Origin of the sequence: Herbaspirillum sp. SJZ099, from assembly GCF_007828355.1 — a bacterium.
Taxonomy (GTDB): Bacteria; Pseudomonadota; Gammaproteobacteria; order Burkholderiales; family Burkholderiaceae_D; genus Herbaspirillum.
Map to the genome: position 1 here is coordinate 89,951 of NZ_VIUO01000002.1, position 23,494 is coordinate 113,444.

The following is a 23,494-nucleotide window of genomic DNA, read 5'->3' on the forward strand; positions in this document are numbered from 1 at the left end:
CATGGCGCTTCACCAGGTGATATCGGCATCGAGCGGATAGACCGGACGGCGCACCTTCTTGATCGGGAACAGCTTGAAATTGGCGCTGGTCGGGCCGCCGCTGTCCGAATCGCATTCCACCAGGCCGCGGCTGATCGGCACGAATACCGGACGGCAGTACATGCGCGACTTCAGGATCAGGAAGGACTGCGCCGCCGGATCCAACCCGAAGCTGGTAAACACGCCCAGGTCGTAGGGTTCGACGCGTTCTTCCGTCACCACGATTTTCGCCGCGCCGATATCGAACAGCACGCTCCGGCCCATCTGTATCGTCGAGCCGGTATAGATCGGCCCGGTCACGGTGAACTTGCCGTCGGTGATCGCCGCCACCTTGCCGGTCAGCACCGGCGGCACCTTGGCGATGCCTTGCTGGATCAGCGGCACCTTGTTGCCCACCGCCAGCGTGACGGTGGCGCCCACACCGGCTTCCACCATATCCGCCACCGCTTCCGGATCGCTGATCGGGCCCACCGCGATGCCCTCCAGGCTGGCCGCCAGCGCCGCTTCCAGGACATCCATGGTGTTGCAGGTGCCGCCCGACATCACATTGTCGCTATGATCCAGCAGCAGCACCGGGCCGCTGCCGGCGCCCTGGCTGCGCTCCTTTGCCTGCGCCAGCGATTGCATCAACGGCAAGCTGTCATAGACGAAGTCGTCGCGTTCGGCCCACATCTGGCGGGCAATCCCTTCGGCCACGGCATCGGCCAGGGCACGGTCGTTCTCGGTGACCACCACCACCGACATGCCGGCATCGCGGAAATCGGACAGCGGGAACCCCGCCAGCACCGACACCGCCAGCACGCCCTCCCGCTTCTCGGCCTCCTTGGCCGCTTCCACCGCGCGTTGCATGGCCGATGCCGAGGTGTTGCTGGTCAGCGTTGCCGACAGCAACGGCAACTGGCGCCAGCCGAGCGCGGGCCGGGATTTCCCATTGAGCAGGTCGACCAGCAGGCGGCCCGCATGCTCGCCGGTCTCGAACATGTCGATGTGCGGATAGGTCTTGAAGCTGACGATGATGTCGGCATGGTCCACCATCTTTTGCGTGACGTTGCCGTGCAGGTCCAGCGCCACGGCCATCGGCGTATCGGGGGCGATCCTGCGGATGCGTTCCAGTAGCGCGCCTTCGCCGTCATCGGCGTTCTCGGCCACCATGGCGCCGTGCAGGTCGAGCATGATGGCGTCGCAGCCCTGTTCGATGGCGCGCACGATGCCGTCGCACATCACGGTGTAGGCATCGGCCGCAACGGCTGCGCTGGGATTGGCCCAGGCCGCCAGCGGCGTGACGATCTCGGCGCCGAGTTTTTCGGCGATGTCGAGAAAGGCGCCCATCGCGGTGCGCGCACCTTTCTGGTCTTTGTAAGCCGCCGCATCCCACTGCGGGGAGAAAGCTTCGAGCGGGGTGGGAATCGGCGAGAAGGTGTTGGTCTCGTGATTCATGCGGGCGATGACGATCTTCGGCTTCATTGCACTACCCCCGCGCTGGCCAGCATGGCCTGCAGCAGCACGTTGCAGCCGGCTTCCAGGTGCTCCGGCCTGGCGTCCTCGATCTCGTTGTGCGATACGCCGTCCTTGCACGGCACGAAGATCATCCCGGCCGGCGCCATGCGCGCGGCATAGATGGCGTCATGGCCGGCGCCGGAAACCACGTCCATGGTCTTGTAACCCAGGCCGGCGGCGGCATCGCGTACATTGCCCACGCACTCCGGATGGAAGGGGCAGGGCGGGAAATAGGACACGCGTTCCAGCGCGATGTGCAGGCCGGTCTTCTGGCGCATCGATTCGATATAGGCCAGCAGGTCCTCATGCATCTGGTTGAGCAGCGCGTCGCTGACATTGCGCAGGTCGACCGAGAACTTCACCTGGCCCGGGATCACGTTGCGGCTGTTGGGCATCACCTGCACCGAGCCGACCGTGCCGCGGCCATAAGGCGGATAGCGGTTGGCGATGGCCACTACTTCCTGCATGATGTACGTGGAGACCTGCAGCGCATCCTTGCGGATGGCCATCGGTGTCGGGCCGGCATGCGATTCGAAACCGGTCACCGTGCAGTCGTACCACGACAGGCCCAGCACCGCCGGCACCACGCCGATGACGGTGTCGGCGTTCTCCAGCACCGGCCCCTGCTCGATGTGCGCCTCGTAGTAGGCGCCGATGGGATGGTCGCCGCACTTCTGCTCGCCGATGTAGCCGATGCGCGCCAGCTCATCCTTCACTTTCCTGCCGTCGACATCGGTAGCGTTGTACGCATGCTCCAGCGTGAAGGCGCCGCAGAACACGCCCGACCCCATCATCACCGGAACGAAGCGCGAGCCTTCCTCGTTGGTCCACACCGCCACCTCGATCGGCGCCTCGGTCACGATCCGGTGCCGGTTCAGCGTGCGGATCACCTCGATGCCGGACAGCACGCCATAGTTGCCGTCGAACTTGCCGCCGGTCGGTTGCGTGTCGATGTGCGAACCGGTCATCACCGGCGGCAGGTCGTTGTTGCGGCCGGGGCGGCGCATGAAGATGTTGCCGATCTGGTCGACCGTCACGCTCATGCCCTCGGCCCTGGCCCAGGAGGTGACCAGGTCGCGGCCCTGCTTGTCGAGGTCGGTCAGCGCCAGCCGGCATACGCCGCCCTTGGCGGTGGCGCCGATCCGGGCCAGTTCCATCAGTGAGTCCCACAGGCGCTTGCCATCGATGCGCAGCGTGTTTGTGTTGGTTTTCATGTCCATGATGCTTTCCTTGTTGTAGTGCGGTGCACCTTCGATACGGCCTGCGGCCTACTCAGGCTGAACGGTAGTTAAAACATCCAGCTACCGTTCGACCTGAGTAGCCGCGTAGCGGCGTATCGAAGGCGCGCGATTTGTCATGCCGCCAGGTTCACGCCCAGGTAGCGGTCCTTGACGCCATCGTCGGCCAGGAACTCGGCATTGCTGTCGCTGTAGGCGATACGTCCCTGTTCGACGATGTAATGGCGGTCGGCCAGTTGCGTGCATACTTCCAGGTTCTGCTCCACCAGGATGATGGACATCCCGGTGCCCTTGATCAGCTTGATCTGCGCCACGATCTCGTCGACGATCACCGGCGCCAGGCCTTCCACCGGCTCGTCCAGCATCAGCACCTTGGGATGGGTCATCAATGCGCGCGCGATCGCCAGCATCTGCTGCTCGCCGCCGGAGAGCTGGCCGCCGCCGTTCCTGCGGCGCTCCTTCAGGCGCGGGAAGATCTTGTACACGTCCTCCAGCCCCCAGGCTGATTCCTTGCGCGCCGCCATCTTGAGGTTTTCCTCGACGGTGAGCAGCTTGAAGATGCCGCGGTGTTCGGGCACCAGGCACACGCCGCGCGCCGCGATCTTGTAGGACGGCAGGCCGCTGACCTGCTGGCCTTCGAACAGCACGCGCCCCTGGGCCGGCGGCACCACGCCGACGATGCTCTTCAACGTGGTGGTCTTGCCGGCGCCATTGCGCCCCAGCAGCGTCACTACTTCGCCGGCATCCACCTGCAGCGAAACGCCCTGCAGGATATGGCTTTTGCCGTAGTAGCCATGAACGTCTTCCACTTGCAGGATCATGCCTTGCCTCCGGTAATCATGCTGCCGAGATAGGCGCGGCGCACGCGCTCGTCGTTGCGGATCTCGTCGGGTTTTCCCTGCGCCAGGATCTGGCCCAGTTGCATCACCGTGATGCGATCCGAAATGTCCATCACGATATCCATGTTGTGCTCGATCAGCACCACCGTGTAATCCTCGCGCAGGCTGTGGATCAGGCGCTTCATGTCGGCGATGTCGTCGATGCCCATGCCCGAGGTCGGTTCGTCGAGGAAGATCACCTTGGGCCGGCCGGCCATGGCCATGCCCACTTCCAGCCGGCGCTGCTGGCCGTGCGACAGTTCGGCCGAGACGCGTTGCGCCACGCCTTGCAGCGACAGGCGCGCGAGCAGTTTGTCGGCCAACTCGCAGGCAGCGTGCAGGTGCTCGGCGCGTTTCCACGGGTTCAGTGCAGCCAGTGGATGGCGGCCTTGCGCGGCCAGCCGCAGGTTTTCCCACACTGTCAGGTTGGGGAACAGGCTGGTCACCTGGAAGGAACGCGCCAGCCCTTTCCTGACCCGCTTGTAGCCGGGCAGGTGGGCCACTTCCTCGCCTTCGACGCGGATGCTGCCTTCGGTGATCGGCGTGGTGCCGGTCAGCGTGTGGAACAGCGTGGTCTTGCCGGCGCCGTTGGGGCCGATCACCGAATGCACGGTGCCGGGCATGATATCCAGCGTGATGTTGTTGACCGCGGTGAACTTCCCATAGCGCTTGGTAACGTTGACCGCTTGCAGGATCGGGGTGCTCATGAATGCTTCTCCTTGGCAGCCACCTCGACGGCGCTATCGCGTTTGGCGGGGCGCACTGCATTGACCAGTTTCATGGCCAGCCCGAACAGGCCTTTTTGCATGTACAGGCTGACCGCGATCAGCAGCAGGCCCAGCAGCATCAGCCAGCGCGGCCACAAGGTGGAGAGCCAGTTGCCGGCCAGCACGTAGAACGAGGCGCCCAGCACCGAGGCGAACAGGTTGCCGGTGCCGCCGATGACGGTCATGATCAGAATCGACTCGCTGGTGTGGTACTCGATGTTGGACAGCGGCGCCACGCCGGTCATCATCGCATGCAGGCCGCCGGCCAGGCCGGTCACCGCGCCCGAGATCACGAAGGCGGCGAGCTTGAGCAGGCGGATGTCGTAACCCACCGCCGAGGCGCGCGCTTCGTTGTCGCGCACCGCCAGCAAGGTGCGGCCCAGCACCGAATCGACTACCCGCTGCAGCAGCCAGAACACCAGCACGAACAGGATCGCCACCACCGTGTAGTACTGCCACGAGGACGTGGTCGGCAGCAGCGTCAGGCCGAACAGGGCGAGCGGCGGGCGCGGGATGTCGAGCAGGCCGTTGTCGCCGCCGGTGACGTCCTTCATCGTGTAGGCCAGGAAGTAGAACATCTGGGCGAAGGCCAGCGTCAGCATCACGAAGTAGGTGCCGCGCTGGCGGATCGAGAACCAGCCCACCAGCAGTGCGGCCATCGCACCGCCCAGCGCCGCCATCGCCAGCGTCGCCAATAGCGGCGCCTTGAGCTGCAGCAGCACCACGCCGGCGGTATAGCTGCCCACGCCGAAGAAGATGCCCTGGCCGAACGACATCAGGCCGGTGTATCCCAGGAGCAGGTTGCAGCCCAGAGCGGCCAGCGCGAACACCAGCACTTCGGTGGCCAGCGTGCCCGAACCCAGGCACAGCGGCAGCAGCAGGGCGACGGCGGCGGCCAGCAATGTGTATCGGAAATGCGCGATATGTTTCATCAGTTTCCTCTTCCCGCCATTACGCCGCGCCCGGCCGGCCGAGCAGGCCATTGGGCCGCAGCAGCATGACCGCCGCCATGGCGACATAGATCATCAGGTGCGCGCCTTCGGACCACACCGTGCTCATCACGCTCTGGACGATGCCGACCAGGATGCCGCCGATCAGCGCGCCCCAGAAACTGCCCAGGCCGCCGACCACCACCACCACGAAGGCAATGCCCAGCGCCTCTACCCCCATGAACGGGTCGGCGCCGCGGATCGGCGCGGCCAGCGCCCCGGCCAGCCCGGCGGTGGCCGCGCCCAGCGCGAATACCAGGCTGAAGATGCGGTTGATGTTCAGGCCCAGGAGCGACACCATCTCGGTCGACTCGCTGCCGGCGCGCACGATGGAGCCCAGGCGCGTGCCTTCCAGCACCCACCACAAGAGGATGGCCATGACCGCGGTGACGGCGATCACGAACAGGCGGTACTTGGGATAGACGAAGCCGCCGGCCATCACCACGCCCTGCAATATGTCGGGCGGCGAGACATTGTTGCCCAGCGGCCCCCAATACGAGATCACGGCCTCCTGCAGCACCAGCGCCAGACCCACCGTGAACAGGATATGGAAGTGGTGCGGCAGCGCATACACATGCCGCAGCACGAAGCGCTCCACCACCCAGGCGAACAGGCCTACCACCAGCGGCGCCGCCAGCAGCGACCACCAGAAGCCGATGCCCATGTCGGCGAGCTGGAAGCACAGGTAGGCGCCCAGCAGGAAGAACGCGCCGTGCGAGAAATTGACGAAGCGCAACAGGCCGAACACGATGGACAGGCCCACCGCCAGCAGGAAGTAGAGCATGCCGATGCCTATGCCGTTGGCGATCTGCAGCAGGTAGATATTCATGAGACCTCGTGACACTCAGTAATACACAATGACCGTTCGGACTGAGTAGACCCGAAGGGTCGTATCGAAGACGCACCGTCATGTTTCGCACGCAGTCGCGTCTTCGATACGCCGCTGGAGCGGCTACTCAGTCCGAACGGTTGAGTAGCCGCTCCAGTTCGAACGCATCACAGTTTGCACTGCGTCTTGTCCAATGCCAGGAACGATTTGCCCGACGAGACGATGTCGGCGTAATCGTTCTTGTTGGCCATCTTCGACTTCGCCTTGCCCTTGAGCAGGTAGTAGTTCTTGATCACCTGGTGGTCGCCCTTGCGGATTTCCTCGGTGCCGGTCAGGCCTTCGTACTTCATGCCTTCCATCGCCGCGATGACCGCCTTGGGGTCGGTGCTGTTGGCCTTGATGATGGCGTCGAGCATAATCTTGGTACAGATGTAGGAGCCGGCCAGGCTGTAGTTCGGGTCGATCTTCAGCGTGTCGTTGACCAGCTTGACGAACTCCTTGTTGAACGGCGAATCGATCGCGTGCCAGTACTGCGCGCCGAAGTACACGCCGTCGCAGATGTCGGCGCCCAGCGTCTCGAACTGCTCCAGTCCCGAAGCCCAGGCCATGAGGATCGTACAGTTGTTCTTCATGCCGAAGCTGGCTGCCTGGCGCAGCGTGTCCGACGACTGCGAACCGAAGTTCAGCAGCAGCAGCACGTCCGGCTTGGCGGCCATGGCGTTGGTCAGGTAGCCGGAGAACTCTTTCTCGGTCAGCGAGTGGTAGCTGTTGCCGACGTGCTCGATGCCCTTTTCCTTGAAGATATTCTTGGCCGCTGTCAGCAGGCCTTCGCCAAACACGTATTGCGGCGTGATGGTGTACCAGCGCTTGGCGTTGGGCAGCTTCTCCAGCAGCGGGCGTACGGTCTGTTCGATGGCGCCGAAGGTCGGCACCGACCAGCGGAAGGTGGAGCGGTTGCAGTCGCTGCCGGTGATCTCGTCGGCGCCGGCGGTGGTGATGAAGATGCCGCCGGCCTTGTCGGCTTCCTTGCCCATGGCCAATGCCTCGCCGGAGAGGATGCCGCCGGCGAAGAAGCGCGTGCCCTTCTCGATGGTCTCCTGCATCTTGCGCACGGCGGTGGCCGGCTTGCCTTCGGTATCGAGCGTGACGTAGCTGGTGTTCTTGCCGAGCACCTTGCCGTATTTCTGCAGCACCAGTTTCATGCCCATGTCGGCGAACTTGCCGTTGGCGGCGAAGGGGCCCGACATCGGCACCGGGCATCCGAAGGAAATCGCATCGGCTTGCGCGAAGACATCGTTGAAAGTAAGCGCGCCCGGTGCGGCAAGTGCGGACAGCTTCAGAAAATCGCGACGACTGATCATATTCACATCTCCCTCAGGATTAAAAACGACAGGTGACATCCACGAAAACTTCAACGGCGATCAACGCAAATTCCATGCCCAGCAAGAGTGAAAATCCGAATGAAATGAGACGCCGGCATAGCGGCAGGACGAGCGAATTCCTCCGCCGGAAAAACGCGGATAAAAATGGTCGAACGGGCATGACATGATGCGAACGATCATGGCGGGCTCCTCCTGGCCGTGAAATGCAGTGTCTCTTTGGTCTTTCTTCGATGCTGCCATCCGTTGTCCATGCCCCGACGTATGCTCATGCGGTGGCCATGCGGATTTTCTTGTTTTCCGGAGATGCTCATCTCCATCGCGATTGTCGTCTTTTCCCTCCCTTTGTGCGCTCAGAACGCATCTCACGTTTATTGATGAAATGCGTTCTCATATTTTCACTGACATTGCGGTGCATTTTGTGCCGCGCCGCTGCTTTCCTGCACCAACAACCGGCAGTTCCCGCGGCGTGGAAAAACAAAAAACGGCATGAAGGACTCATGCCGTTTTTCATCGTTTCCTTATTTCATCTGCGGGAACGCGAACTCCGCTCCAGCGCTTGCGGTGTTCGGCCAGCGCTGCATCACCGCCTTGGCGCGCGTATAGAAACGCACGCCTTCCGGTCCGTACATGTGATGGTCGCCAAACAGGCTGCGTTTCCATCCGCCGAAGCTGGAGAACGCCATCGGCACCGGCAGCGGCACGTTCACGCCGACCATGCCGACTTCGATCTGGCGCACGAACTCGCGCGCCACGCCGCCGTCGCGCGTGTACACCGCCACGCCATTGCCGTATTCATGCGCGTTGATCAGTTCCACCGCGCTGGCGATGTCGGGCGCGCGCAGCACGCACAGTACCGGGCCGAAGATCTCTTCCTTGTAGATGGTCATGTCGGGCGTGACATGGTCGAACAGCGTGCCGCCGACGAAGAAGCCCTTCTCGAAACCGACCACCTTGTGGCCGCGGCCGTCGACTACCAGCCTGGCGCCTTCTTCCACGCCGCGGCCGATCAGGCCTTCGATGCGTTCCTTGGCCGCGGCAGTGACCACCGGGCCCATTTCGGCGCCGGCGGCCATGCCTTCGTTGATCTTCAGGTTGCGCGCGCGTTCGGCCAGGGCTTCCACCAGCTTGTCGCCGGCCGCGCCCACGGCCACCGCCACCGAGATCGCCATGCAGCGTTCGCCGGCCGAACCGAAGGCCGCGCCCATCAGCGCGTCGACTGCCAGCGCCATGTCGGCGTCGGGCATGACCACCATGTGGTTCTTGGCGCCGCCCAGCGCTTGCACGCGCTTGCCCTTGGCGCTGCCGCGCGCGTAGATGTATTCGGCGATCGGGGTCGAGCCGACGAAGCTGATGGCCTTGACCTGCGGGTGGTCGAGCAACGCATCGACGGTCACCTTGTCGCCCTGCACGACGTTGAACACGCCATCCGACAAGCCGGCTTCCTGCAGCAGTTCGGCGATCAGCAAGGCGGCGGACGGATCGCGTTCGGAGGGCTTGAGCACGAAGCTGTTGCCGCAGGCGATGGCGATGGGGAACATCCACATCGGCACCATCGCCGGGAAGTTGAACGGCGTGATGCCGGCCACCACGCCCAGCGGCTGGCGCATCGACCAGGCGTCGATGCCGCGCGCGATCTGGTCGGTGTATTCGCCCTTCAACATCTGCGGGATGCCGGCGGCGAACTCGACGATCTCGATGCCGCGCGCGACTTCGCCTTGTGCGTCGGAAAAAGTCTTGCCGTGCTCGCGCACGATGATGCGCGCGAAGTCGTCGGCGCGTTGCTGGATCAGGTGCAGGAAGCGGAACAGCACGCGCGCGCGGGTCAGCGGCGGGGTGTTGGACCAGGCGGGGAAGGCGGCGGCGCCGGACTTGACGGCGGCGTCGACCTCATCGGCCGTGCCCAGCGCGACTTGCGCCACCGGCACGCCCAGCGCCGGGTTGAATACATCGGCGTAGCGGCCGCTGGCGGTATCGACGCGCTTGCCGCCGATGTAGTGGGTGATCTTTTCCATTGTTGCCCGTTGCTCCGTTATTTGTGGTCAGGCCTGCCGTGGTCAGGCCAGCGTCTTGAGGATCGCGGCCAGCTTGCCGAACAGCTCGTCGATCTGCTGCTTGTTGATGACCAGCGGCGGCGACAGCGCGATGATGTCGCCGGTCACGCGGATCAGGATGCCGTCGTTGAAGGCGCGCACGAAGGCGTCGTAGGCACGCGCGCCGACCTTGCCCGGGATCGAGGCCAGTTCGATGCCGGCGATCAGGCCGATGGTGCGCACGTCGATGACATGCGGCAGGCCGCGCAGCGCATGCGCCGCATCCTGGAAATAGTCCGATACCGACTGCGCATGCTCTAGCACGCCTTCCTGCTGGAACACGTCCAGCGAAGCCAGGCCGGCGGCGCAGGCCAGCGGGTGGCCGGAATAGGTATAGCCGTGGAACAGTTCGATGCCGTCCGGGCCTTGCATGAAGGCGTCGTGGATCTCCGGCTTGACGAACACCGCACCCATCGGCACCACGCCGTTGGTCAGGCCCTTGGCGGTGGTGAAGATGTCCGGTTCGACATCGAAGTAGTCGGAGGCGAACGGCGTGCCCAGGCGGCCGAAGCCGGTGATCACCTCATCGAAGATCAGCAGGATGCCGTGCTTGCTGCACAGCTCGCGCAGGCGCTTGAGATAACCCTTGGGCGGCACCAGCACGCCGGTGGAACCGGCCACCGGCTCCACGATCACGGCGGCGATGTTGGAGGCGTCGTGCAGCGCGACCAGGCGTTCCAGCTCGTCAGCCAGGTGCGCGCCGTATTCCGGCTGGCCCTTGGTGAAAGCGTTCTTTTCCAGGTTGTGGGTGTGCGGCAGGTGGTCCACGCCCGCGATCAGCGCGCTGCTGAAGGTCTTGCGGTTGCCGCCGATGCCGCCCACCGACATGCCGCCGAAACCGACGCCGTGGTAGCCGCGCTCGCGGCCGATCAGGCGGGTGCGGGTGGCGTTGCCCTTGGCACGGTGGTAGGCCAGCGCGATCTTCAGCGCCGTATCCACCGCTTCCGAACCGGAGCCGGTGTAGAACACGTTGGCGAAGCGGTTGCCGGTATAGGCCTTGAGGCGCTCGGCCAGTTCGAAGGCGCTCGGGTGGCCGAGCTGGAAGGACGGCGCGTAGTCCAGCGTGGCCACCGACTTCTGTACGGCCGACACGATCTTGGGATGGGCGTGGCCCAGCGGCACGCACCACAGGCCGGCGGTGCCGTCGAGGATGGCGTTGCCGGCGTCGTCGCGATAATGCATGCCTTCGGCCGAGACCAGCATACGCGGGCTGGCCTTGAAGTTGCGGTTGGCGGTGAAGGGCATCCAGTAGGCCGACAGGCCGGGTTTCTGTTCGGAAGTAGTCATGGGGCGCACCGTGGCAGGGTGAGGGTTGACGAAGTTGGGAATGACTTGATGAATGGCTTGATTATTGCCAGACACTGGCAGTATTGTTAGCTACACTTTTTAATTTGATCCAAGACTGTATTGTTTGTTTGAGCGAACTATATTGATTCATTTGGCGGGAATACTAGCGTGCGGCTGATCCGGTCGTATTGCCGGCAAACGTCGAATGGCGCTGATTTCGGCCATTCATGCCAGGGAGAGGGCATTGCAGGTTGCGCCAGCCGGAAGCAATACACTTCTTGGAAAAGCAAAACACTCCAGTCGGTCGACCAATGAACTCGCCCGACTGCACGCCGAAAGGATGTCCATGGCCAAGCTCCAGCGCGCGCCGCTGCAACTGGATTTGCAAAGGAATACCGCCGCCCGGCTGGTGGAGCAGGTGGCCGACGGGCTGGCGCTGCTGATCGAGCGCGGCGAACTGCGCTCCGGCGAGCGCCTGCCGTCGGTGCGGCAACTGGCCGGAAGCCACGGCATCGGCGCCTCCACCGTGGTCGAGGCCTATGAGCAGCTGGTGGCGCGCGGCATGCTGCTGGCGCGGCGCGGGGCCGGCTTCTTCGTCGCCGCGCGCGCCGGGCAGTCCGGCGCGCGCGCGGTGTTCACGCCGCACGAGCCGGTGATCGACTCGGCCTGGCTGCTGTCGGAAATGTTCGCCGACGAGCGGGTGCCGATCAAGGCCGGCTGCGGCTGGCTGCCCGGCAAGTGGCTGAACGACGAAGGCCTGCACCAGGCCGAGCGCCGCATCATCCGTTCGCCCGGCGCGCAGCAGGTCGGCTACGGCCATCCTTTCGGCTATGCGCCGCTGCGCCAGCTGATCGCGCAATTCCTCGGCAATTGGTCGCTGGACGTGGCCATCGACCAGGTGCTGACCACGCACGGCGCCACGCAGGCGCTGGACCTGGTGATCCGCACCATGACCCAGCCCGGCGACACGGTGCTGATCGACGATCCCGGCTATTGCAACCTGATCGCCATGTTGCGCCTGGCCGGGCTGGACGTGATCGGCGTGCCGCGCACGCCGGGCGGCGTCGATACCGACACGCTGGAAACGCTGGCGCGCGCGCACCGGCCCAAGATGTTCTTCACCACCAGCGTGCTGCAGAACCCCACCGGCACGTCCTACACCCCGGCCTGCGCCATGCGTGTGCTGCAGGCGGCCGAGCGGCACGGTTTCTGGGTGGTGGAAGACGACATCTTCCGCGAGCTGGGCCAGGCCACCGATCCCATGCTGGCCGCATTGGACGGCCTGCAGCGGGTGATCTACGTGGGCAGCTATTCCAAGACCATCGCGCCTTCGCTGCGCGTGGGTTACGTCGCCTGCCAGCGCGACCTGGCGCGCCAGATCGTGCATACCAAGATGGTGCTCACGCTCACCAATTCCGAGATCAACGAGCGCCTGGTGCACAACGTGCTGACCGAAGGCCACCACCGGCGCCATGTGCAGACGTTGAACGCCACGCTGCTCAATGCCCAGTCCACGCTCAACGCCAAGCTGGCCGAAGCCGGGTTGACGCCGTTTACCGCCGCACGCGGCGGCATGTTCACCTGGGCCACGCTGGAAGGCAGCGGCCTGTCGGCGCGCGAGATCGCCGACCGCGCGCGGCAGAAAGGCATCTGGCTGGCGCCCGGCGATTTCTTCCACCTGGATGCGCCGGAGCAGGCCAGCTTCCGTTTCAATGTGGGTTACGCGGATGCGCCTGAGCTGTTCGATTTCTTCCGCTCCCTGTAGCAAGAACCGCTTACACTTCTTCACGCAGGCGTCATGGCGCGACAGTAGAATGGCCGTTCCACATTCGCGAGGAACGCCACGCATGAGCATCACTACCCCGACTTCCGGCATCCGCGCCGTCGTGTTCGACTTTGGCGGCGTGCTGTTCGACTGGAGCCCGCTGCACGTCTACCAACACCTGATCGCCAACGATACCGAGCGCCTGCATTTCCTCACCAAGGTCTGTTCGTCCGAATGGAATATCCAGCAGGACGCCGGGCGCTCGCTGGCCGAAGGCACCGAACTGCTGGTGCAACAGCATCCGCAGCATGAAAGCCTGATCCGCGCCTTCTACGACCGCTGGAAGGAAATGCTGCGCGGTCCGCTGGATGACGGCGTGGCGCTGTTGAAGGAACTGCATGCGAAGCAGGTGCCGCTGTTCGGCCTGACCAACTGGTCGGCCGAGACCTTTCCGTTCGCGCGCGACAACTATGATTTCCTTGGCGTGTTCCAGGACATCGTGGTGTCGGGCGAAGAGAAATGCATCAAGCCCGATGCGCGCATCTACCAGATCGCGCTGGCGCGCTATGGCCGCCATTTGCCGGGCTTGACGCCGGGCGAGCTGGTGTTCATCGACGACGTGAAGAAGAATATCGAGGCGGCGCAGGCCTTGGGATGGCACGGCATCCATCATGTGGATGCGGGACAGACGCGTGCGCAGCTGAAGTTGCTGGGCTTGCCGTTATAAAAGAGACGCAGCAAAGATGCAGCCTCATCCCTAATGCCGTTCAGTTAAGCACTGAACGGCATTGTGTTTGTGCAGTCCAGACTCCGTTCGCCCTGAGTAGCTGCGCAGCAGCGTATCGAAGGGCAGGCAAGGGCGCTAACCGATGACACGCTGGCTTCGATACGGCCCTGGCGGGCCTACTCAGCCCGAACGGGGTCTGTTTCAGAATTAGTCTTAACTGAACGGCATTGCAGCCTCATCCCGGCTTGCGTCGGGAGGACGGATCGATGGAGACGGCTTAGTTGCAATTACCGCCGTCGATATCGCATTGCGCGACCGATGAACCGGCATGGCCAGCCGTCTCGCCGCGGGTTTGCTGCTGCAGGAACTGCGCCCATTCCTGCGGCCGCCCCAGCCACATTCCCGTATCCAGCACTTCCAGCGCATCGCCCCGCTGCAGCACGAAGGTGGGAAAGCCGCGTCCGCCGACCTGGTTCAGCAGTGCGCGGCTGGCTTCGATGTGCCGGGCCAGTTCCTCTTCTTCGATCTTGCGCAAGGCCTGCGTAAAAGCATCCGCATCGGTGCCCAGCTTCTGCGCCAGTTCAACCAGCGTGCCTTCATCGGAGATGCGCAGCCCGTCCTGGTAATGCGCGCGCTGGATCGCGGCCAGCATGTCCAGCCCGGCGTCATTGCCCTTGAGCGCCTGCATGGCCAGCACGGCCGCAATCGGCGGGGCCGAGTCGAATACCGCATCGGTATCTTTGAGCAGGCCGTTGAAGTAATGCTCGCCAAAGACCTGCCCGGTCAGCTGCGCGATGCGGCGGTCGTGCGGCATCACATAGTCGCGCAACCCGGCATCGACCCGGCGCCGGTTGCGGCCCGCCATCATGCCGCCGCCGTGCGCCTGTACCGGCAACACGCGGCGCGCGGCCGCCACCAGCGGCGCGGCGCCGTAGCACCAGCCGCACAGCGGGTCGTGGATGTAGTGGAGAACTTGGGTTGCAGCGCTCATGCTCAGTAGCCTACCGTGAAACGCGCACGCACATGCTTCGGCTGTTCCAGCTCATCGAGCAGGGCGATGGCGAAGTCCTCATAGGAAATCGAACTCTTGCCGTCGGCGGCCACCAGCAGCTGGTCCTGGCCCAGGCGGAACTTGCCGGTGCGCTCGCCCGGCACGAACAGTGCGGACGGCGACAGGAACGTCCAGGCGATGTCCTGTTCCTTGCGCAGGTCGTTCAGGAAGTCGCGCCCGGCCGAGGCTTCCGGCTTGTATTCGGCAGGGAATTCCGGGGTATCGATCAGCGCCTTGCCCGGTGCGATTTCCAGGCTGCCGGCGCCGCCGACGACCGCGATGCGCTTGACGCCCGCCTGCTTGACTGCGGGCAGCAGGTCGGCCGCCTTGAAACTGGCGAAGCGGCCGCTGGAAACGACCACGTCGGCGCCCTGGATGGCGGCAGCCAGGGCGGCGGTGTCCTTGACGTCGGCGCTGCGGGCGGTGACGTTGGCGCGCGCTGCGATCTTGGAGGCGTCGCGGGCGATGGCGATGACGCTGTGGCCGCGGCGCAGGGCTTCTTCGAGGATGCGGCTGCCGACGTTGCCGGTGGCGCCGATGATGGCGATGTTCATGGTGTTTCCTTTCGGTTCAGTTGATGTGGTGGGCGGTTGAGAATTGGCTCAGGGCCACTTCATCTCGCCCTTGATGACCTTGGCGGAGAGTTCCAGCGAAGCGCTGTCGCCCAGTTCCGGATAGCGCTGCTGCATGGCGGCGATCAGTGCGGTAGAGTCGGCGGCCTTGGCGGCTTCTTCGTCGAAAGCCTTCAGGTAATCGCGGGTGAAGCGTACTGATTCGATGTCCAGCGGCGCGCCTTCAGAAAAGTGGCCCGGCACCACGACCTTCGGTTTCAGTTTCTCGATGCGGTTCAGCGTGCCCAGCCAATCCTTGCGCGACTTCAGGCTTTGCGTATCGGCGATCCAGACATGCATCTTGCCGTCCACCACCACGCCGCCGACCACCGCCTTGATCGACGGAATCCACACGAAGCTGCGTTCCGGTTGCGGGCCGTCCAGGCCCATGATGTCCAGCTTGCGGCCTTCCAGCGTCAGGCTGCGACCCTTCAGCACTTCGGGCACGATGGTCGCGGCCGGCGCGTTGTCGCCCAGCTTGGGGCCCCAATAGGCCAGCTTGCCTTCCACGGTTTCGCGGATGTGCGCCACGGTTTGCGGGGTGGCCACGATCTTCGCGTCCGGATAGGCGGCGTGGATGGTGTCCAGGCCGAAGTAGTAGTCCGGGTCGCCGTGGCTGATGTAGATGGTGGTCAGCTTCTTGCCGCTGGCGCGGATCTTCTCCACCACTTGCTGCGCTTCGCGCTTGCCGAACTGCGCATCGACCAGGATCGCTTCGCGCTGGCCGCTGACCAGTACCGACGAGACAGGGAAGATGGCTTGCTTGCCGGGGTTGTAGACGTCCAGCTTGAGCGCGTCGGCGGCTTGCGCGCCGGCCGCGATGAAACCGGTGGCGGCCAGCGCCAGGGCGCGACGCAGCAGGCGGGTAGGGAAGTTCATGGCGAGACTCCGTATCGGTGGAAGGAGTACTCATCATAGATTCGCTTTTGTTTTTTAAAAACAGCATAATCGATCACAGTTTGTTTCTAAAAACGTTCAGATCGACAGGCGGGTGCACGATGGACAGATTGACGGCAATGCAAGTATTCGTGGCGGTGGTCGATGGCGGCAGCCTGTCGGCGGCGGCCCAGCAGCTCGACCTGTCGCGGCCGGTGGTGTCGCGCTATGTGGCCGAACTGGAGGAATGGGTCGGCGCGCGCCTGCTGCACCGGACCACGCGCCGGCTGTCGCTGACCCCGGCCGGCAACGAAATCCTGCCGCGCTGCCGGCAGATGCTGGAGTTTTCCGACGACATGCGCCACGCCGTCGACGCCCCCGGCGAGACGCCGCGCGGCTTGCTGCGCATCACTTCCAGCACGTCGTTCACGCAGAGCCAGCTGGTGCAGGCGGTGGTGGAGTATGGCCGCCGCTATCCGGAAGTGGCGGTCGACCTGGTGGCGCTGGACCGCACGGTGAACCTGGTGGAGGAACGCATCGACCTGGCCATCCGCATGACCACGCGGCTGGAACCCAACCTGATCGCGCGCAAGCTGACCGTGTGCCGTTCGGTGATCTGCGCCGCGCCCGATTACCTGGCGCGCCACGGTACGCCGAAGAAGGTGGAAGACCTGGCCCTGCACAATTGCCTCACGCACTCCTACGTCGGCCGCAGCCTGTGGCAGTTCGAAGGCAAGGGACGGGGCGCCAAGCCGGCTTCGGTGGCGGTGGGCGGCAGCATCAGCGCCAACGAGGTGACGGTGTTGCTGCAGGCGGTGCTGGCCGGGGTGGGCATCGGCCACATGCCGGCCTATTCGGCGGCGCCGTTGGTGGCTTCCGGGCAACTGGTGCAATTGCTGCCGGAGTACGAGCCGATCCAGCTCGGCATGTACGCCGTGTATGCCTCGCGCAAGCACATGCCGGCGACTTTGCGCACGATGCTCGATTTCCTGGCGGAACGTTTCGGCGGGCAGCCGTTCTGAGCGCCGGAAGAGGGCGGATCAGGGAGTAATGCTGAGCAGCTTGTGAACCAGTTCGGAAGACGTCGATGCGGCGAACTTGCGCATCAGCCGGGCCCGGTGCATCTCCACCGTGCGCGGGCTCAGTTCCACCTGGCGCGCGATCAGCTTGCTGGTCTTGCCTTCCACCAGCAGCGCCGCGATCTCGCGTTCGCGCGGCGTCAGGCCCGGCGCGATCGGGCGCTTGGCGCTGACATCCTCGAAGGTCCAGATGCCGGCCGCATGCGGATCGCCCTGCACCAGCGAATGGCCGGTGACGTGGCACCAGAACATCTCGTCGCTGGCGCGCTTCATGATGCGCTCGTCGGAGTAGAAGCCCTTTTCGTTGAGGATGGGCACCAGGCGCAGGCCGGTGCGCTCGAACTCGTCGGCGGTCGGGTAGATTTCCTGGAACGACATCTGGCGCAAGTCTTCGACCGCATAGCCGAACATCGCCGCCATCGCCAGGTTGCCCTGCTGGATGATGCGGTTATGCGAGACGCACATGCCGATCGGGGCATGCATGAATACCTGTTCGAAATCGATGGCCGGTGGGGTGCTCATGGTGTGCTGCGGATATCCTGGGGTTCCCTCGAGCCTGGCGGTTGCAGCTCGGTGTATGCTGCATTGCGCCAGGTATTTTTACCGTATTGTATGGCCTATTTCGCTGACCTATGATGATTGTCGCTTTTTAAGAACCTGTCCGGGATGGCGCGGGGAGTTGGATCAATGTCGTTTCAGGAGGGGATGCGAGGTTTTGCAACGCCGCAGACCGCCTGCAAGGGCATCGGAACGGCCCTGGCGCGATCCCGGACAGGTTCTCATGACATTTAAGCTCGCAAGACAAGAGCCGAAAGGAGACTCGTGAACAAAGTGTATCCAGACGCGGCCACCGCGTTGAAAGACATCGTCAAGGACGGCCAGACCATCGCGGTCGGCGGCTTTGGCCTGTGTGGCATCCCCGAGGCGCTGATCGCCGCCCTGCGCGATTCGGGCGTGCAGAACCTGACCGCCATCTCCAACAATGCCGGGGTCGACGGCTTCGGCCTGGGCCAGCTGCTCTCCACCCGCCAGATCAAGAAGATGATCGCCTCCTACGTGGGCGAGAACAAGGAGTTCGAGCGCCAGTACCTGGCCGGCGAACTGGAACTGGAATTCACCCCGCAAGGCACGCTGGCCGAGAAGCTGCGCGCCGGTGGCGCCGGCATTCCGGCGTTCTTCACCAAGACCGGCGTGGGCACGCTGGTGGCCGAAGGCAAGGAAATCCGCGAATTCGACGGCGCCAGGTACGTCATGGAGCGCTCGCTGGTGGCCGATGTTTCGCTGGTCAAGGCGCAGAAGGCCGACCGTGCGGGCAACCTGGTGTTCAACAAGACCGCGCGCAACTTCAATCCCAACGTCGCCATGGCCGGCAAGATCACCGTGGTCGAGGTGGAAGAACTGGTCGAGGTCGGCCAGCTCGATCCGGACCAGATCCATACCGCCGGCATTTTCGTGCACCGCATCGTGGTCAACGCCACGCCGGAAAAGCGCATCGAACAACGCACCGTCAGCGCGGCGAAATAAGGAGACAGCAATGGCTTGGACCAGAGATGAAATGGCTGCGCGCGCAGCGAAGGAATTGCAGGACGGCTTCTACGTCAACCTCGGCATCGGCTTGCCGACCCTGGTGGCGAACCACGTGCCGGCCGACATCGAAGTGTGGCTGCAGTCGGAAAACGGCCTGCTCGGCATCGGTCCCTTTCCGACCGAAGACAAGGTCGATCCCGACCTGATCAACGCCGGCAAGCAGACCGTGACCACCATCCCCGGCTCGTCCTTCTTCAGCTCGGCGGACTCGTTCGGCATGATCCGCGGCGGCAAGATCAACATCGCCATCCTGGGCGCGATGCAGGTTTCCGGCAAAGGCGACCTGGCCAACTGGATGATCCCCGGCAAGATGGTCAAGGGCATGGGTGGCGCGATGGACCTGGTGGCCGGCGTCGGCCGCGTGGTGGTGCTGATGGAACACGTGGCCAAGGCCAAGGACGGTTCCACCTCGAAGAAGATCCTGAAGGAATGCAACCTGCCGCTGACCGGCGTGGGCGTGGTCAACCGCATCATCACCGACCTCGGCGTGATCGACGTCACCCCGAGCGGCCTGAAGCTGATCGAACTGGCCGCCGGCGTGACCAAGGAAGAAGTGATCGAGAAGACCGAAGCGCCGCTGGATGTGAGCGCGGTCTGATCGTGTTGACCTGATGGACAAGGCAAGGGCGCTGGATTTCCGGCGCCCTTGTTTTTTGCGTTCAGCCAATCTTCCCGCTTGCAACGCGTCATCCCGGCGAAGGCCGGGATCCAGTGTCTTCCGTTGCGCATCAACGGCCGCTGAACGACGCTGGGCCCTGACTTTCGCCAGGGCGACGGTCATTCAATTCCACGCCCCGGTCGCCGCCAGGAACGGCGACAGCTCCGGCGGCGCCCAGCGCAACGGTAGCGCATGCCGTACCAGCCGCGCCGATTCCACCGAAAACCGCAGCAGCCGCTGCGCGCCCGTGAAGGCGTCCACCTCCGGCCCCTCCCAGATCACTTCGCCGCGCACCGCAAGGTAGAGCAGGGCGCCGCTGTCGAAATCCGCGAACAGCAGTCCGGCGCGCGGCTGCAGCAGCAGGTTGCCGATGGTGTTGAAGAACGAATTGCCGATGAAGTCCGGCACGGTCAGCATGTGGTCGCCATCGATCCGGACGAAACCGGGTTTGCCGCCGCGGTGCGATACATCGGCGCCGTGGCGCCGGCCTGCTCCCCGCGCTTCTTCATCGTCGCTCGCCAGTGCGGTGGCGATGAAGAAGGTGTCGGCGCGGCCGATCATCTGCGCCATCTGCGGGGTGAGCGCGGGAGCGTCGGTGATCGCTGCAGCGGGCAGGGCATGCGCATCCAGCAGTTCGGGCTGGCGCGCCTGGATGTATTTGGGGCAATTGCCGAAGCTCTGCTCGATGGCGATTGCCATGCCATCGTCCGACAGCGCCTGCACCACGCCGTTGGCGCGGTTGCGCCGGCGCGTGTGCGGTTCGATGCCGAGCAGGCCCAGCCTGGCGCCGTGACGCAGGTTGCCATGCAGCGGGTCTCCCGGCGCGATATGCTGGCCGTGCACCTGCAGCGTGCGCGCATCGGGCGAACGCACGAAGCCCGGCGCGCCGCTCATGATCGAGGCCCAGGGGCGTCCTTCCACATCCACCGACCCCACCACCATGAAGGGCAGTTGCTCGAAGAACGCGCGGTGCTGGTCGGGCATGAAGTCGCGGATCACGCGCGGGCCGACCGTTGCCATCTTCTCCAGCATGCCGGCGCGCTGCTGGGCGAGCAGTTCGCCGCGATGGAAAGCCCGGTCCGGCGCCCCGGCTGCGGGGATGGATGGGGTGGATGGCATGGCAGGCTCCTTGGCGGCGACGGTCAGGCGGCGATGGCGTGCGGCGAGGCCGGCATGGGAACGAAGCCGGGCAACTGTTCGACGCGTGCGATCCAGCCGCGCACATTGGCATAGGGCGCCAGGTCCACGCCGCCTTCCGGCACGTGGGCGACATAGGCGTAGCAGGCCACATCGGCGATGGTGGCGTGGCCGGCGGCGAGGAAGTCGCGGCCGTCGAGATGGCGCTCGAGCAATGCCAGCACGGCCAGGGTCTTCTGGTGCGCCAGCGCATAGTCGAGCTCGCGCTTGAACAGCTTCACCAGGCGCACGCGGTTGGGGCCTTCGAATATCTCGCCCGAGGCCAGCGACAGGAATTGTTGCACCTGCGCCGCGCCCAGCGGATCGGCCGGCAGCCACCGCCCATCATCGTAGCGCTTGGCCAGATAGACCAGGATCGCGGTGGAGTCGTACAGCGTAACGTCGCCGTCGACGATCACCGGGACCTGGCCGCGCGGATTGAGCGCGAGGAACTCCGGCTGCTTGTGCTGGCCGTGCGGCAGGTCGACATCGACCACCTCGTGCGGCAGGCCCAGCATGGACAGCAGCAGGCGCACGCGGTGCGCGTGGCCGGACAATGGAAAGCCGTAAAGGCGGATGGATTGTGGTTGCGGCATCTTCTTCTCCCGACGGGTGGTGAATGGGCGGCAAGCATGTTGCCGGCTGGCTGAGGTCCTGCGCGGTATAATGAACCGAACGATCGGTACAATAGAAGATCGGATTCCCGCTGTCAACCATCGGCATGGAAAATATTTTTATCCCGGAGCGCCGGGAGCGGACTCGTTCGGCATGCCAAGCGGTCTTATAATCGGTAGCAACCCCGGGAGCAATCCCGCGTTGCAGTTTCGTTCGAAGGCGCCCGCCATGCCCGTGCATGCAGGCGCAACATTGCGCACCAACAGAAAACCGCCATGCCCGCACCCAGCCTGTCGCGCGAAGAAGTCGCGCAGATCCTGCTTTCCGAATTCCGCCGCTCCGGTTATGAAGGCGCCAGCCTGTCCAGCCTGTCGGCCGCCACCGGCCTGGGCAAGTCCAGCCTCTACCACTATTTCCCCAACGGCAAGGTCGACATGGGGCGTGCCGCCATCGAAGTGGTCGGCCAGTGGATGCGCGAGAAGGTGATCCCGTTGTTGACCTCGGATGCCGAGCCGGAAAAGCGCCTCAAGCGCTATTTCGCCGCCATGAGCGATTTTTACGCCAGGGGCACGCTGCCTTGCCTGACCGACCTGTTCACCATCGGCGAGGCGGCCGGCTATTTCCAGCAGCAGTTCAAGCAGAACATCGGCAACATCGTCAAGCTGATCGCCGCCGTGCTGGAAGACGCCGGTTTCGCGCCCGCCGAGGCCGTGCGCCGCGCCGAGGACGGGATGGTGATGCTGCACGGCGCATTGGTGGTGTCGCGCGCCCAGGGCAGCACTGCCGTCTTCACGCGGGTGGTGCGCGGCATCCCCGACATGCTGCTGGCGCCGTAGCGGTTTTCCCCGAACCTGTTCCGTTCCCGCGAGGGCCGCGCCGCAAGGCAGCGGCCCTTGTCGCATTGGCGGGTCACTTTTTGCCGCCCGGTGCGGTGTTGCGAAAACGCCCGCGCGAAAAAATGCCGGCTTGACAGTCGCCAAGTTACTTTTATAATGATAGTTACTATCTTCATGAAAGTAAGTCGCCGCACCCGGCAACACTCCCTCGAACCCGGCACATCGCCCAACCAAGCAGACAAGGAAACCCAATGAACACCAGCAAACGGCCAGGCAAGGCCCTCATCACCGGCGCATCGGCCGGCATCGGCGCAACCTACGCGCAGCGCCTGGCGGCGCGCGGCTACGACCTGCTGCTGGCGGCGCGCGACGCCGCCCGGCTGGAGCAGCTCGCCGCCGAATTGCGCGGCAAGCACGGCGTGCAGGTGGAGGTGCTGCCGGCCGACCTGACCGCCAAGGCCGACCTGCTCAAGGTCGAGCAGCGCCTGCGCGGCGACGCCGATATCACGCTCCTGCTCAACAATGCCGGCATGGCGGTGCAGGGCAAGCTGATCGAGGCCGACATCGACCGTTACGAGGCGATGCTCCAGCTGAACGTGGTGGCGGTCACGCGCCTGGCCGCGGCGGCGGCCGCCAACTTCGGCCGGCGCGGCAGCGGCGCGATCATCAATGTCGCCTCGGTGCTGGCGCTGGCGCCGGAAATGTTCAATGGCGCCTACAGCGGCACCAAGGCCTACGTGCTGAACCTGAGCCAGTCGATGCAGCAGGAACTCGGCCCGCTGGGCGTGCAGGTGCAGGCGGTGCTGCCCGGCGCTACGCGCACCGAGATCTGGCAACGCTCCGGCGGCAGCATCGATCAACTGCCGGCGGAAATGTTGATGGAAGTCGGCGACATGGTGGATGCCGCCCTGGCCGGATTCGACCAAGGTGAAGCCGTCACCATCCCTTCGTTGCCGGACGTTGCCGACTGGAACGCGCTCACCTCCGCGCGCCATGCGCTGGGCCCCAACCTCTCGCGCAACCGGCCCGCCGCGCGCTACCTGGACCATGCCGGCTAAGTCCCGCCCGCGCGCGGCCGCCCAGCCGGACCATCCGGCCGGCTTGCCCGGCCCGCGCCAGCAGGTGCGGGCCGCGCAGGCGGCGCGCCAGTTGACGCGGCAGGGCCAGCCCTGCCCGGTGGCCGGCTCGCTGCAACTGATCGGGGAATGGTGGACCGTGCTGATCGTGCGCGATGCCCTGCGCGGCATGACGCGCTTCGAGCAATTCCGCCGCAACCTCGACATTTCCCCCGCCATTCTCTCGCGCCGCCTGCAGGCGATGGTCGACGCCGGCCTGATGCAACGGCGCCGCTACCGCGAGCATCCGCCGCGCGACGAATACGTGCTGACCGAAGCCGGCCGCGCGCTGCAGCCGGTGATCGCCGCCCTGCGCGGCTGGGGCCGCCTGTACCTTGCGCGGCGCGCTGGCGCCAGCAAGGAAAGCTGAAAGCGGCCACAATGGCAAGGCTTGAGAACCAG

General features: G+C 64.7%; 24 protein-coding genes. 8 read left to right on the forward strand and 16 right to left on the reverse strand.

What is annotated here, in order from left to right; genetic code table 11:
- Positions 1 to 9 precede the first annotated feature (9 nt).
- The 10 genes from FB597_RS05460 to FB597_RS05500 all read right to left on the reverse strand — a co-directional run bounded on the left by FB597_RS05460 (position 10) and on the right by FB597_RS05500 (position 10,996).
- Complete coding sequence (locus FB597_RS05460) at positions 10 to 1,503, reverse strand: M81 family metallopeptidase (RefSeq protein WP_144768522.1); 1,494 nt, start codon at positions 1,501 to 1,503, stop codon at positions 10 to 12.
- Positions 1,500 to 2,756 (reverse strand): Zn-dependent hydrolase, encoded by a 1,257-nt coding sequence (locus tag FB597_RS05465; RefSeq protein WP_141914090.1) that lies wholly within the window; start codon positions 2,754 to 2,756, stop codon positions 1,500 to 1,502. The genes FB597_RS05460 and FB597_RS05465 overlap by 4 nt, the downstream gene beginning before the upstream one ends.
- A gap of 134 nt (positions 2,757 to 2,890) precedes the next feature.
- The gene (locus FB597_RS05470) at positions 2,891 to 3,595 is read right to left on the reverse strand and encodes an ABC transporter ATP-binding protein (protein WP_144768524.1); all 705 of its coding nucleotides are present in this window, start codon (positions 3,593 to 3,595) and stop codon (positions 2,891 to 2,893) included.
- Positions 3,592 to 4,359 (reverse strand): ABC transporter ATP-binding protein, encoded by a 768-nt coding sequence (locus FB597_RS05475; RefSeq protein WP_144768526.1) that lies wholly within the window; start codon positions 4,357 to 4,359, stop codon positions 3,592 to 3,594. Before FB597_RS05475 ends, FB597_RS05470 begins: the two co-directional genes overlap by 4 nt.
- Positions 4,356 to 5,351, reverse strand: coding sequence for a branched-chain amino acid ABC transporter permease (locus FB597_RS05480; protein ID WP_144768528.1), 996 nt, complete (start codon positions 5,349 to 5,351; stop codon positions 4,356 to 4,358). Before FB597_RS05480 ends, FB597_RS05475 begins: the two co-directional genes overlap by 4 nt.
- Before the next feature lie 19 nt (positions 5,352 to 5,370).
- On the reverse strand, positions 5,371 to 6,237 hold the full coding sequence (locus tag FB597_RS05485) for a branched-chain amino acid ABC transporter permease (RefSeq protein ID WP_141914086.1): 867 nt from the start codon (positions 6,235 to 6,237) through the stop codon (positions 5,371 to 5,373).
- 167 nt (positions 6,238 to 6,404) lie between these two features.
- A complete protein-coding gene (locus tag FB597_RS05490; protein ID WP_141914085.1) occupies positions 6,405 to 7,598 on the reverse strand; it encodes an ABC transporter substrate-binding protein in 1,194 nt (397 codons plus the stop codon).
- 60 nt (positions 7,599 to 7,658) lie between these two features.
- Positions 7,659 to 7,799, reverse strand: a complete 141-nt coding sequence (locus FB597_RS20190; RefSeq protein WP_186442739.1) for a hypothetical protein — start codon at positions 7,797 to 7,799, stop codon at positions 7,659 to 7,661.
- A 338-nt stretch (positions 7,800 to 8,137) separates the two neighbouring features.
- A complete protein-coding gene (locus FB597_RS05495) occupies positions 8,138 to 9,631 on the reverse strand; it encodes a CoA-acylating methylmalonate-semialdehyde dehydrogenase (protein WP_144768530.1) in 1,494 nt (497 codons plus the stop codon).
- A gap of 42 nt (positions 9,632 to 9,673) precedes the next feature.
- Entirely contained in the window at positions 9,674 to 10,996 is a 1,323-nt protein-coding gene (locus FB597_RS05500; protein WP_144768532.1) for an aspartate aminotransferase family protein, read from the reverse strand.
- 346 nt (positions 10,997 to 11,342) lie between these two features.
- On the opposite strand from FB597_RS05500, the gene FB597_RS05505 reads away from it, so the two are divergent.
- Both FB597_RS05505 and FB597_RS05510 read left to right on the forward strand, forming a co-directional pair.
- The gene (locus FB597_RS05505) at positions 11,343 to 12,761 is read left to right on the forward strand and encodes a PLP-dependent aminotransferase family protein (protein WP_141914082.1); all 1,419 of its coding nucleotides are present in this window, start codon (positions 11,343 to 11,345) and stop codon (positions 12,759 to 12,761) included.
- Positions 12,762 to 12,843: 82 nt separating this feature from the next.
- Entirely contained in the window at positions 12,844 to 13,488 is a 645-nt protein-coding gene (locus FB597_RS05510) for an HAD family phosphatase (RefSeq protein ID WP_144768534.1), read from the forward strand.
- Positions 13,489 to 13,765: 277 nt separating this feature from the next.
- On the opposite strand, the gene FB597_RS05515 is transcribed toward FB597_RS05510, so the two are convergent.
- From FB597_RS05515 to FB597_RS05525, 3 genes are read right to left on the reverse strand one after another with little or no spacing between them, the layout of a single operon-like run.
- Positions 13,766 to 14,479, reverse strand: a complete 714-nt coding sequence (locus FB597_RS05515; RefSeq protein WP_144768536.1) for a DsbA family protein — start codon at positions 14,477 to 14,479, stop codon at positions 13,766 to 13,768.
- A 2-nt stretch (positions 14,480 to 14,481) separates the two neighbouring features.
- Positions 14,482 to 15,093, reverse strand: a complete 612-nt coding sequence (locus FB597_RS05520) for an NAD(P)-dependent oxidoreductase (RefSeq protein WP_144768538.1) — start codon at positions 15,091 to 15,093, stop codon at positions 14,482 to 14,484.
- A 48-nt stretch (positions 15,094 to 15,141) separates the two neighbouring features.
- Positions 15,142 to 16,029, reverse strand: a complete 888-nt coding sequence (locus FB597_RS05525) for an MBL fold metallo-hydrolase (RefSeq protein ID WP_144768540.1) — start codon at positions 16,027 to 16,029, stop codon at positions 15,142 to 15,144.
- Positions 16,030 to 16,148: 119 nt separating this feature from the next.
- On the opposite strand from FB597_RS05525, the gene FB597_RS05530 reads away from it, so the two are divergent.
- A complete protein-coding gene (locus tag FB597_RS05530) occupies positions 16,149 to 17,048 on the forward strand; it encodes a LysR family transcriptional regulator (RefSeq protein WP_144768542.1) in 900 nt (299 codons plus the stop codon).
- A gap of 18 nt (positions 17,049 to 17,066) precedes the next feature.
- Here FB597_RS05530 and FB597_RS05535 read toward each other — a convergent pair whose 3' ends face one another.
- Positions 17,067 to 17,627 carry a PAS and helix-turn-helix domain-containing protein gene (locus FB597_RS05535; protein ID WP_141914076.1) on the reverse strand — a complete coding sequence of 187 codons (561 nt, stop codon included), beginning with the start codon at positions 17,625 to 17,627 and terminating at the stop codon, positions 17,067 to 17,069.
- A 300-nt stretch (positions 17,628 to 17,927) separates the two neighbouring features.
- On the opposite strand from FB597_RS05535, the gene FB597_RS05540 reads away from it, so the two are divergent.
- Positions 17,928 to 18,629, forward strand: a complete 702-nt coding sequence (locus tag FB597_RS05540; RefSeq protein WP_144768544.1) for a CoA transferase subunit A — start codon at positions 17,928 to 17,930, stop codon at positions 18,627 to 18,629.
- 10 nt (positions 18,630 to 18,639) lie between these two features.
- The gene (locus FB597_RS05545; RefSeq protein WP_144768546.1) at positions 18,640 to 19,290 is read left to right on the forward strand and encodes a 3-oxoacid CoA-transferase subunit B; all 651 of its coding nucleotides are present in this window, start codon (positions 18,640 to 18,642) and stop codon (positions 19,288 to 19,290) included.
- A 183-nt stretch (positions 19,291 to 19,473) separates the two neighbouring features.
- Here the strand turns inward: FB597_RS05545 and FB597_RS05550 are convergent, their stop codons facing one another.
- Complete coding sequence (locus FB597_RS05550) at positions 19,474 to 20,469, reverse strand: pyridoxamine 5'-phosphate oxidase family protein (RefSeq protein ID WP_144768548.1); 996 nt, start codon at positions 20,467 to 20,469, stop codon at positions 19,474 to 19,476.
- A gap of 23 nt (positions 20,470 to 20,492) precedes the next feature.
- Positions 20,493 to 21,122, reverse strand: a complete 630-nt coding sequence (locus FB597_RS05555; protein ID WP_141914236.1) for a glutathione S-transferase family protein — start codon at positions 21,120 to 21,122, stop codon at positions 20,493 to 20,495.
- 294 nt (positions 21,123 to 21,416) lie between these two features.
- Between FB597_RS05555 and FB597_RS05560 the strand changes: the two genes are divergently transcribed.
- The 3 genes from FB597_RS05560 (at position 21,417) to FB597_RS05570 (ending at position 23,462) form a co-directional block, all read left to right on the forward strand.
- Positions 21,417 to 21,977: a TetR/AcrR family transcriptional regulator gene (locus tag FB597_RS05560; RefSeq protein ID WP_141914072.1), complete on the forward strand. Its 561-nt coding sequence runs from the start codon at positions 21,417 to 21,419 to the stop codon at positions 21,975 to 21,977.
- Positions 21,978 to 22,228: 251 nt separating this feature from the next.
- Positions 22,229 to 23,035: an SDR family oxidoreductase gene (locus tag FB597_RS05565; protein ID WP_141914071.1), complete on the forward strand. Its 807-nt coding sequence runs from the start codon at positions 22,229 to 22,231 to the stop codon at positions 23,033 to 23,035.
- Positions 23,025 to 23,462 (forward strand): helix-turn-helix domain-containing protein, encoded by a 438-nt coding sequence (locus FB597_RS05570; RefSeq protein ID WP_144768550.1) that lies wholly within the window; start codon positions 23,025 to 23,027, stop codon positions 23,460 to 23,462. Before FB597_RS05565 ends, FB597_RS05570 begins: the two co-directional genes overlap by 11 nt.
- Positions 23,463 to 23,494 lie beyond the last annotated feature (32 nt).

Coding starts and splice junctions, on each gene's coding strand:
- FB597_RS05485 (WP_141914086.1), bottom strand. CDS start 6,237: ATGAATATCTACCTGCTGCAGATCGCCAACGGCATAGGCATCGGCATG.
- FB597_RS05520 (WP_144768538.1), bottom strand. CDS start 15,093: ATGAACATCGCCATCATCGGCGCCACCGGCAACGTCGGCAGCCGCATC.
- FB597_RS05465 (WP_141914090.1), bottom strand. CDS start 2,756: ATGGACATGAAAACCAACACAAACACGCTGCGCATCGATGGCAAGCGC.
- FB597_RS05525 (WP_144768540.1), bottom strand. CDS start 16,029: ATGAACTTCCCTACCCGCCTGCTGCGTCGCGCCCTGGCGCTGGCCGCC.
- FB597_RS05470 (WP_144768524.1), bottom strand. CDS start 3,595: ATGATCCTGCAAGTGGAAGACGTTCATGGCTACTACGGCAAAAGCCAT.
- FB597_RS05550 (WP_144768548.1), bottom strand. CDS start 20,469: ATGCCATCCACCCCATCCATCCCCGCAGCCGGGGCGCCGGACCGGGCT.
- FB597_RS05510 (WP_144768534.1), top strand. CDS start 12,844: ATGAGCATCACTACCCCGACTTCCGGCATCCGCGCCGTCGTGTTCGAC.
- FB597_RS05555 (WP_141914236.1), bottom strand. CDS start 21,122: ATGCCGCAACCACAATCCATCCGCCTTTACGGCTTTCCATTGTCCGGC.
- FB597_RS20190 (WP_186442739.1), bottom strand. CDS start 7,799: ATGATCGTTCGCATCATGTCATGCCCGTTCGACCATTTTTATCCGCGT.
- FB597_RS05490 (WP_141914085.1), bottom strand. CDS start 7,598: ATGATCAGTCGTCGCGATTTTCTGAAGCTGTCCGCACTTGCCGCACCG.
- FB597_RS05515 (WP_144768536.1), bottom strand. CDS start 14,479: ATGAGCGCTGCAACCCAAGTTCTCCACTACATCCACGACCCGCTGTGC.
- FB597_RS05495 (WP_144768530.1), bottom strand. CDS start 9,631: ATGGAAAAGATCACCCACTACATCGGCGGCAAGCGCGTCGATACCGCC.
- FB597_RS05480 (WP_144768528.1), bottom strand. CDS start 5,351: ATGAAACATATCGCGCATTTCCGATACACATTGCTGGCCGCCGCCGTC.
- FB597_RS05500 (WP_144768532.1), bottom strand. CDS start 10,996: ATGACTACTTCCGAACAGAAACCCGGCCTGTCGGCCTACTGGATGCCC.
- FB597_RS05475 (WP_144768526.1), bottom strand. CDS start 4,359: ATGAGCACCCCGATCCTGCAAGCGGTCAACGTTACCAAGCGCTATGGG.
- FB597_RS05560 (WP_141914072.1), top strand. CDS start 21,417: ATGCCCGCACCCAGCCTGTCGCGCGAAGAAGTCGCGCAGATCCTGCTT.
- FB597_RS05460 (WP_144768522.1), bottom strand. CDS start 1,503: ATGAAGCCGAAGATCGTCATCGCCCGCATGAATCACGAGACCAACACC.
- FB597_RS05530 (WP_144768542.1), top strand. CDS start 16,149: ATGGACAGATTGACGGCAATGCAAGTATTCGTGGCGGTGGTCGATGGC.
- FB597_RS05535 (WP_141914076.1), bottom strand. CDS start 17,627: ATGAGCACCCCACCGGCCATCGATTTCGAACAGGTATTCATGCATGCC.
- FB597_RS05565 (WP_141914071.1), top strand. CDS start 22,229: ATGAACACCAGCAAACGGCCAGGCAAGGCCCTCATCACCGGCGCATCG.
- FB597_RS05570 (WP_144768550.1), top strand. CDS start 23,025: ATGCCGGCTAAGTCCCGCCCGCGCGCGGCCGCCCAGCCGGACCATCCG.
- FB597_RS05545 (WP_144768546.1), top strand. CDS start 18,640: ATGGCTTGGACCAGAGATGAAATGGCTGCGCGCGCAGCGAAGGAATTG.
- FB597_RS05505 (WP_141914082.1), top strand. CDS start 11,343: ATGGCCAAGCTCCAGCGCGCGCCGCTGCAACTGGATTTGCAAAGGAAT.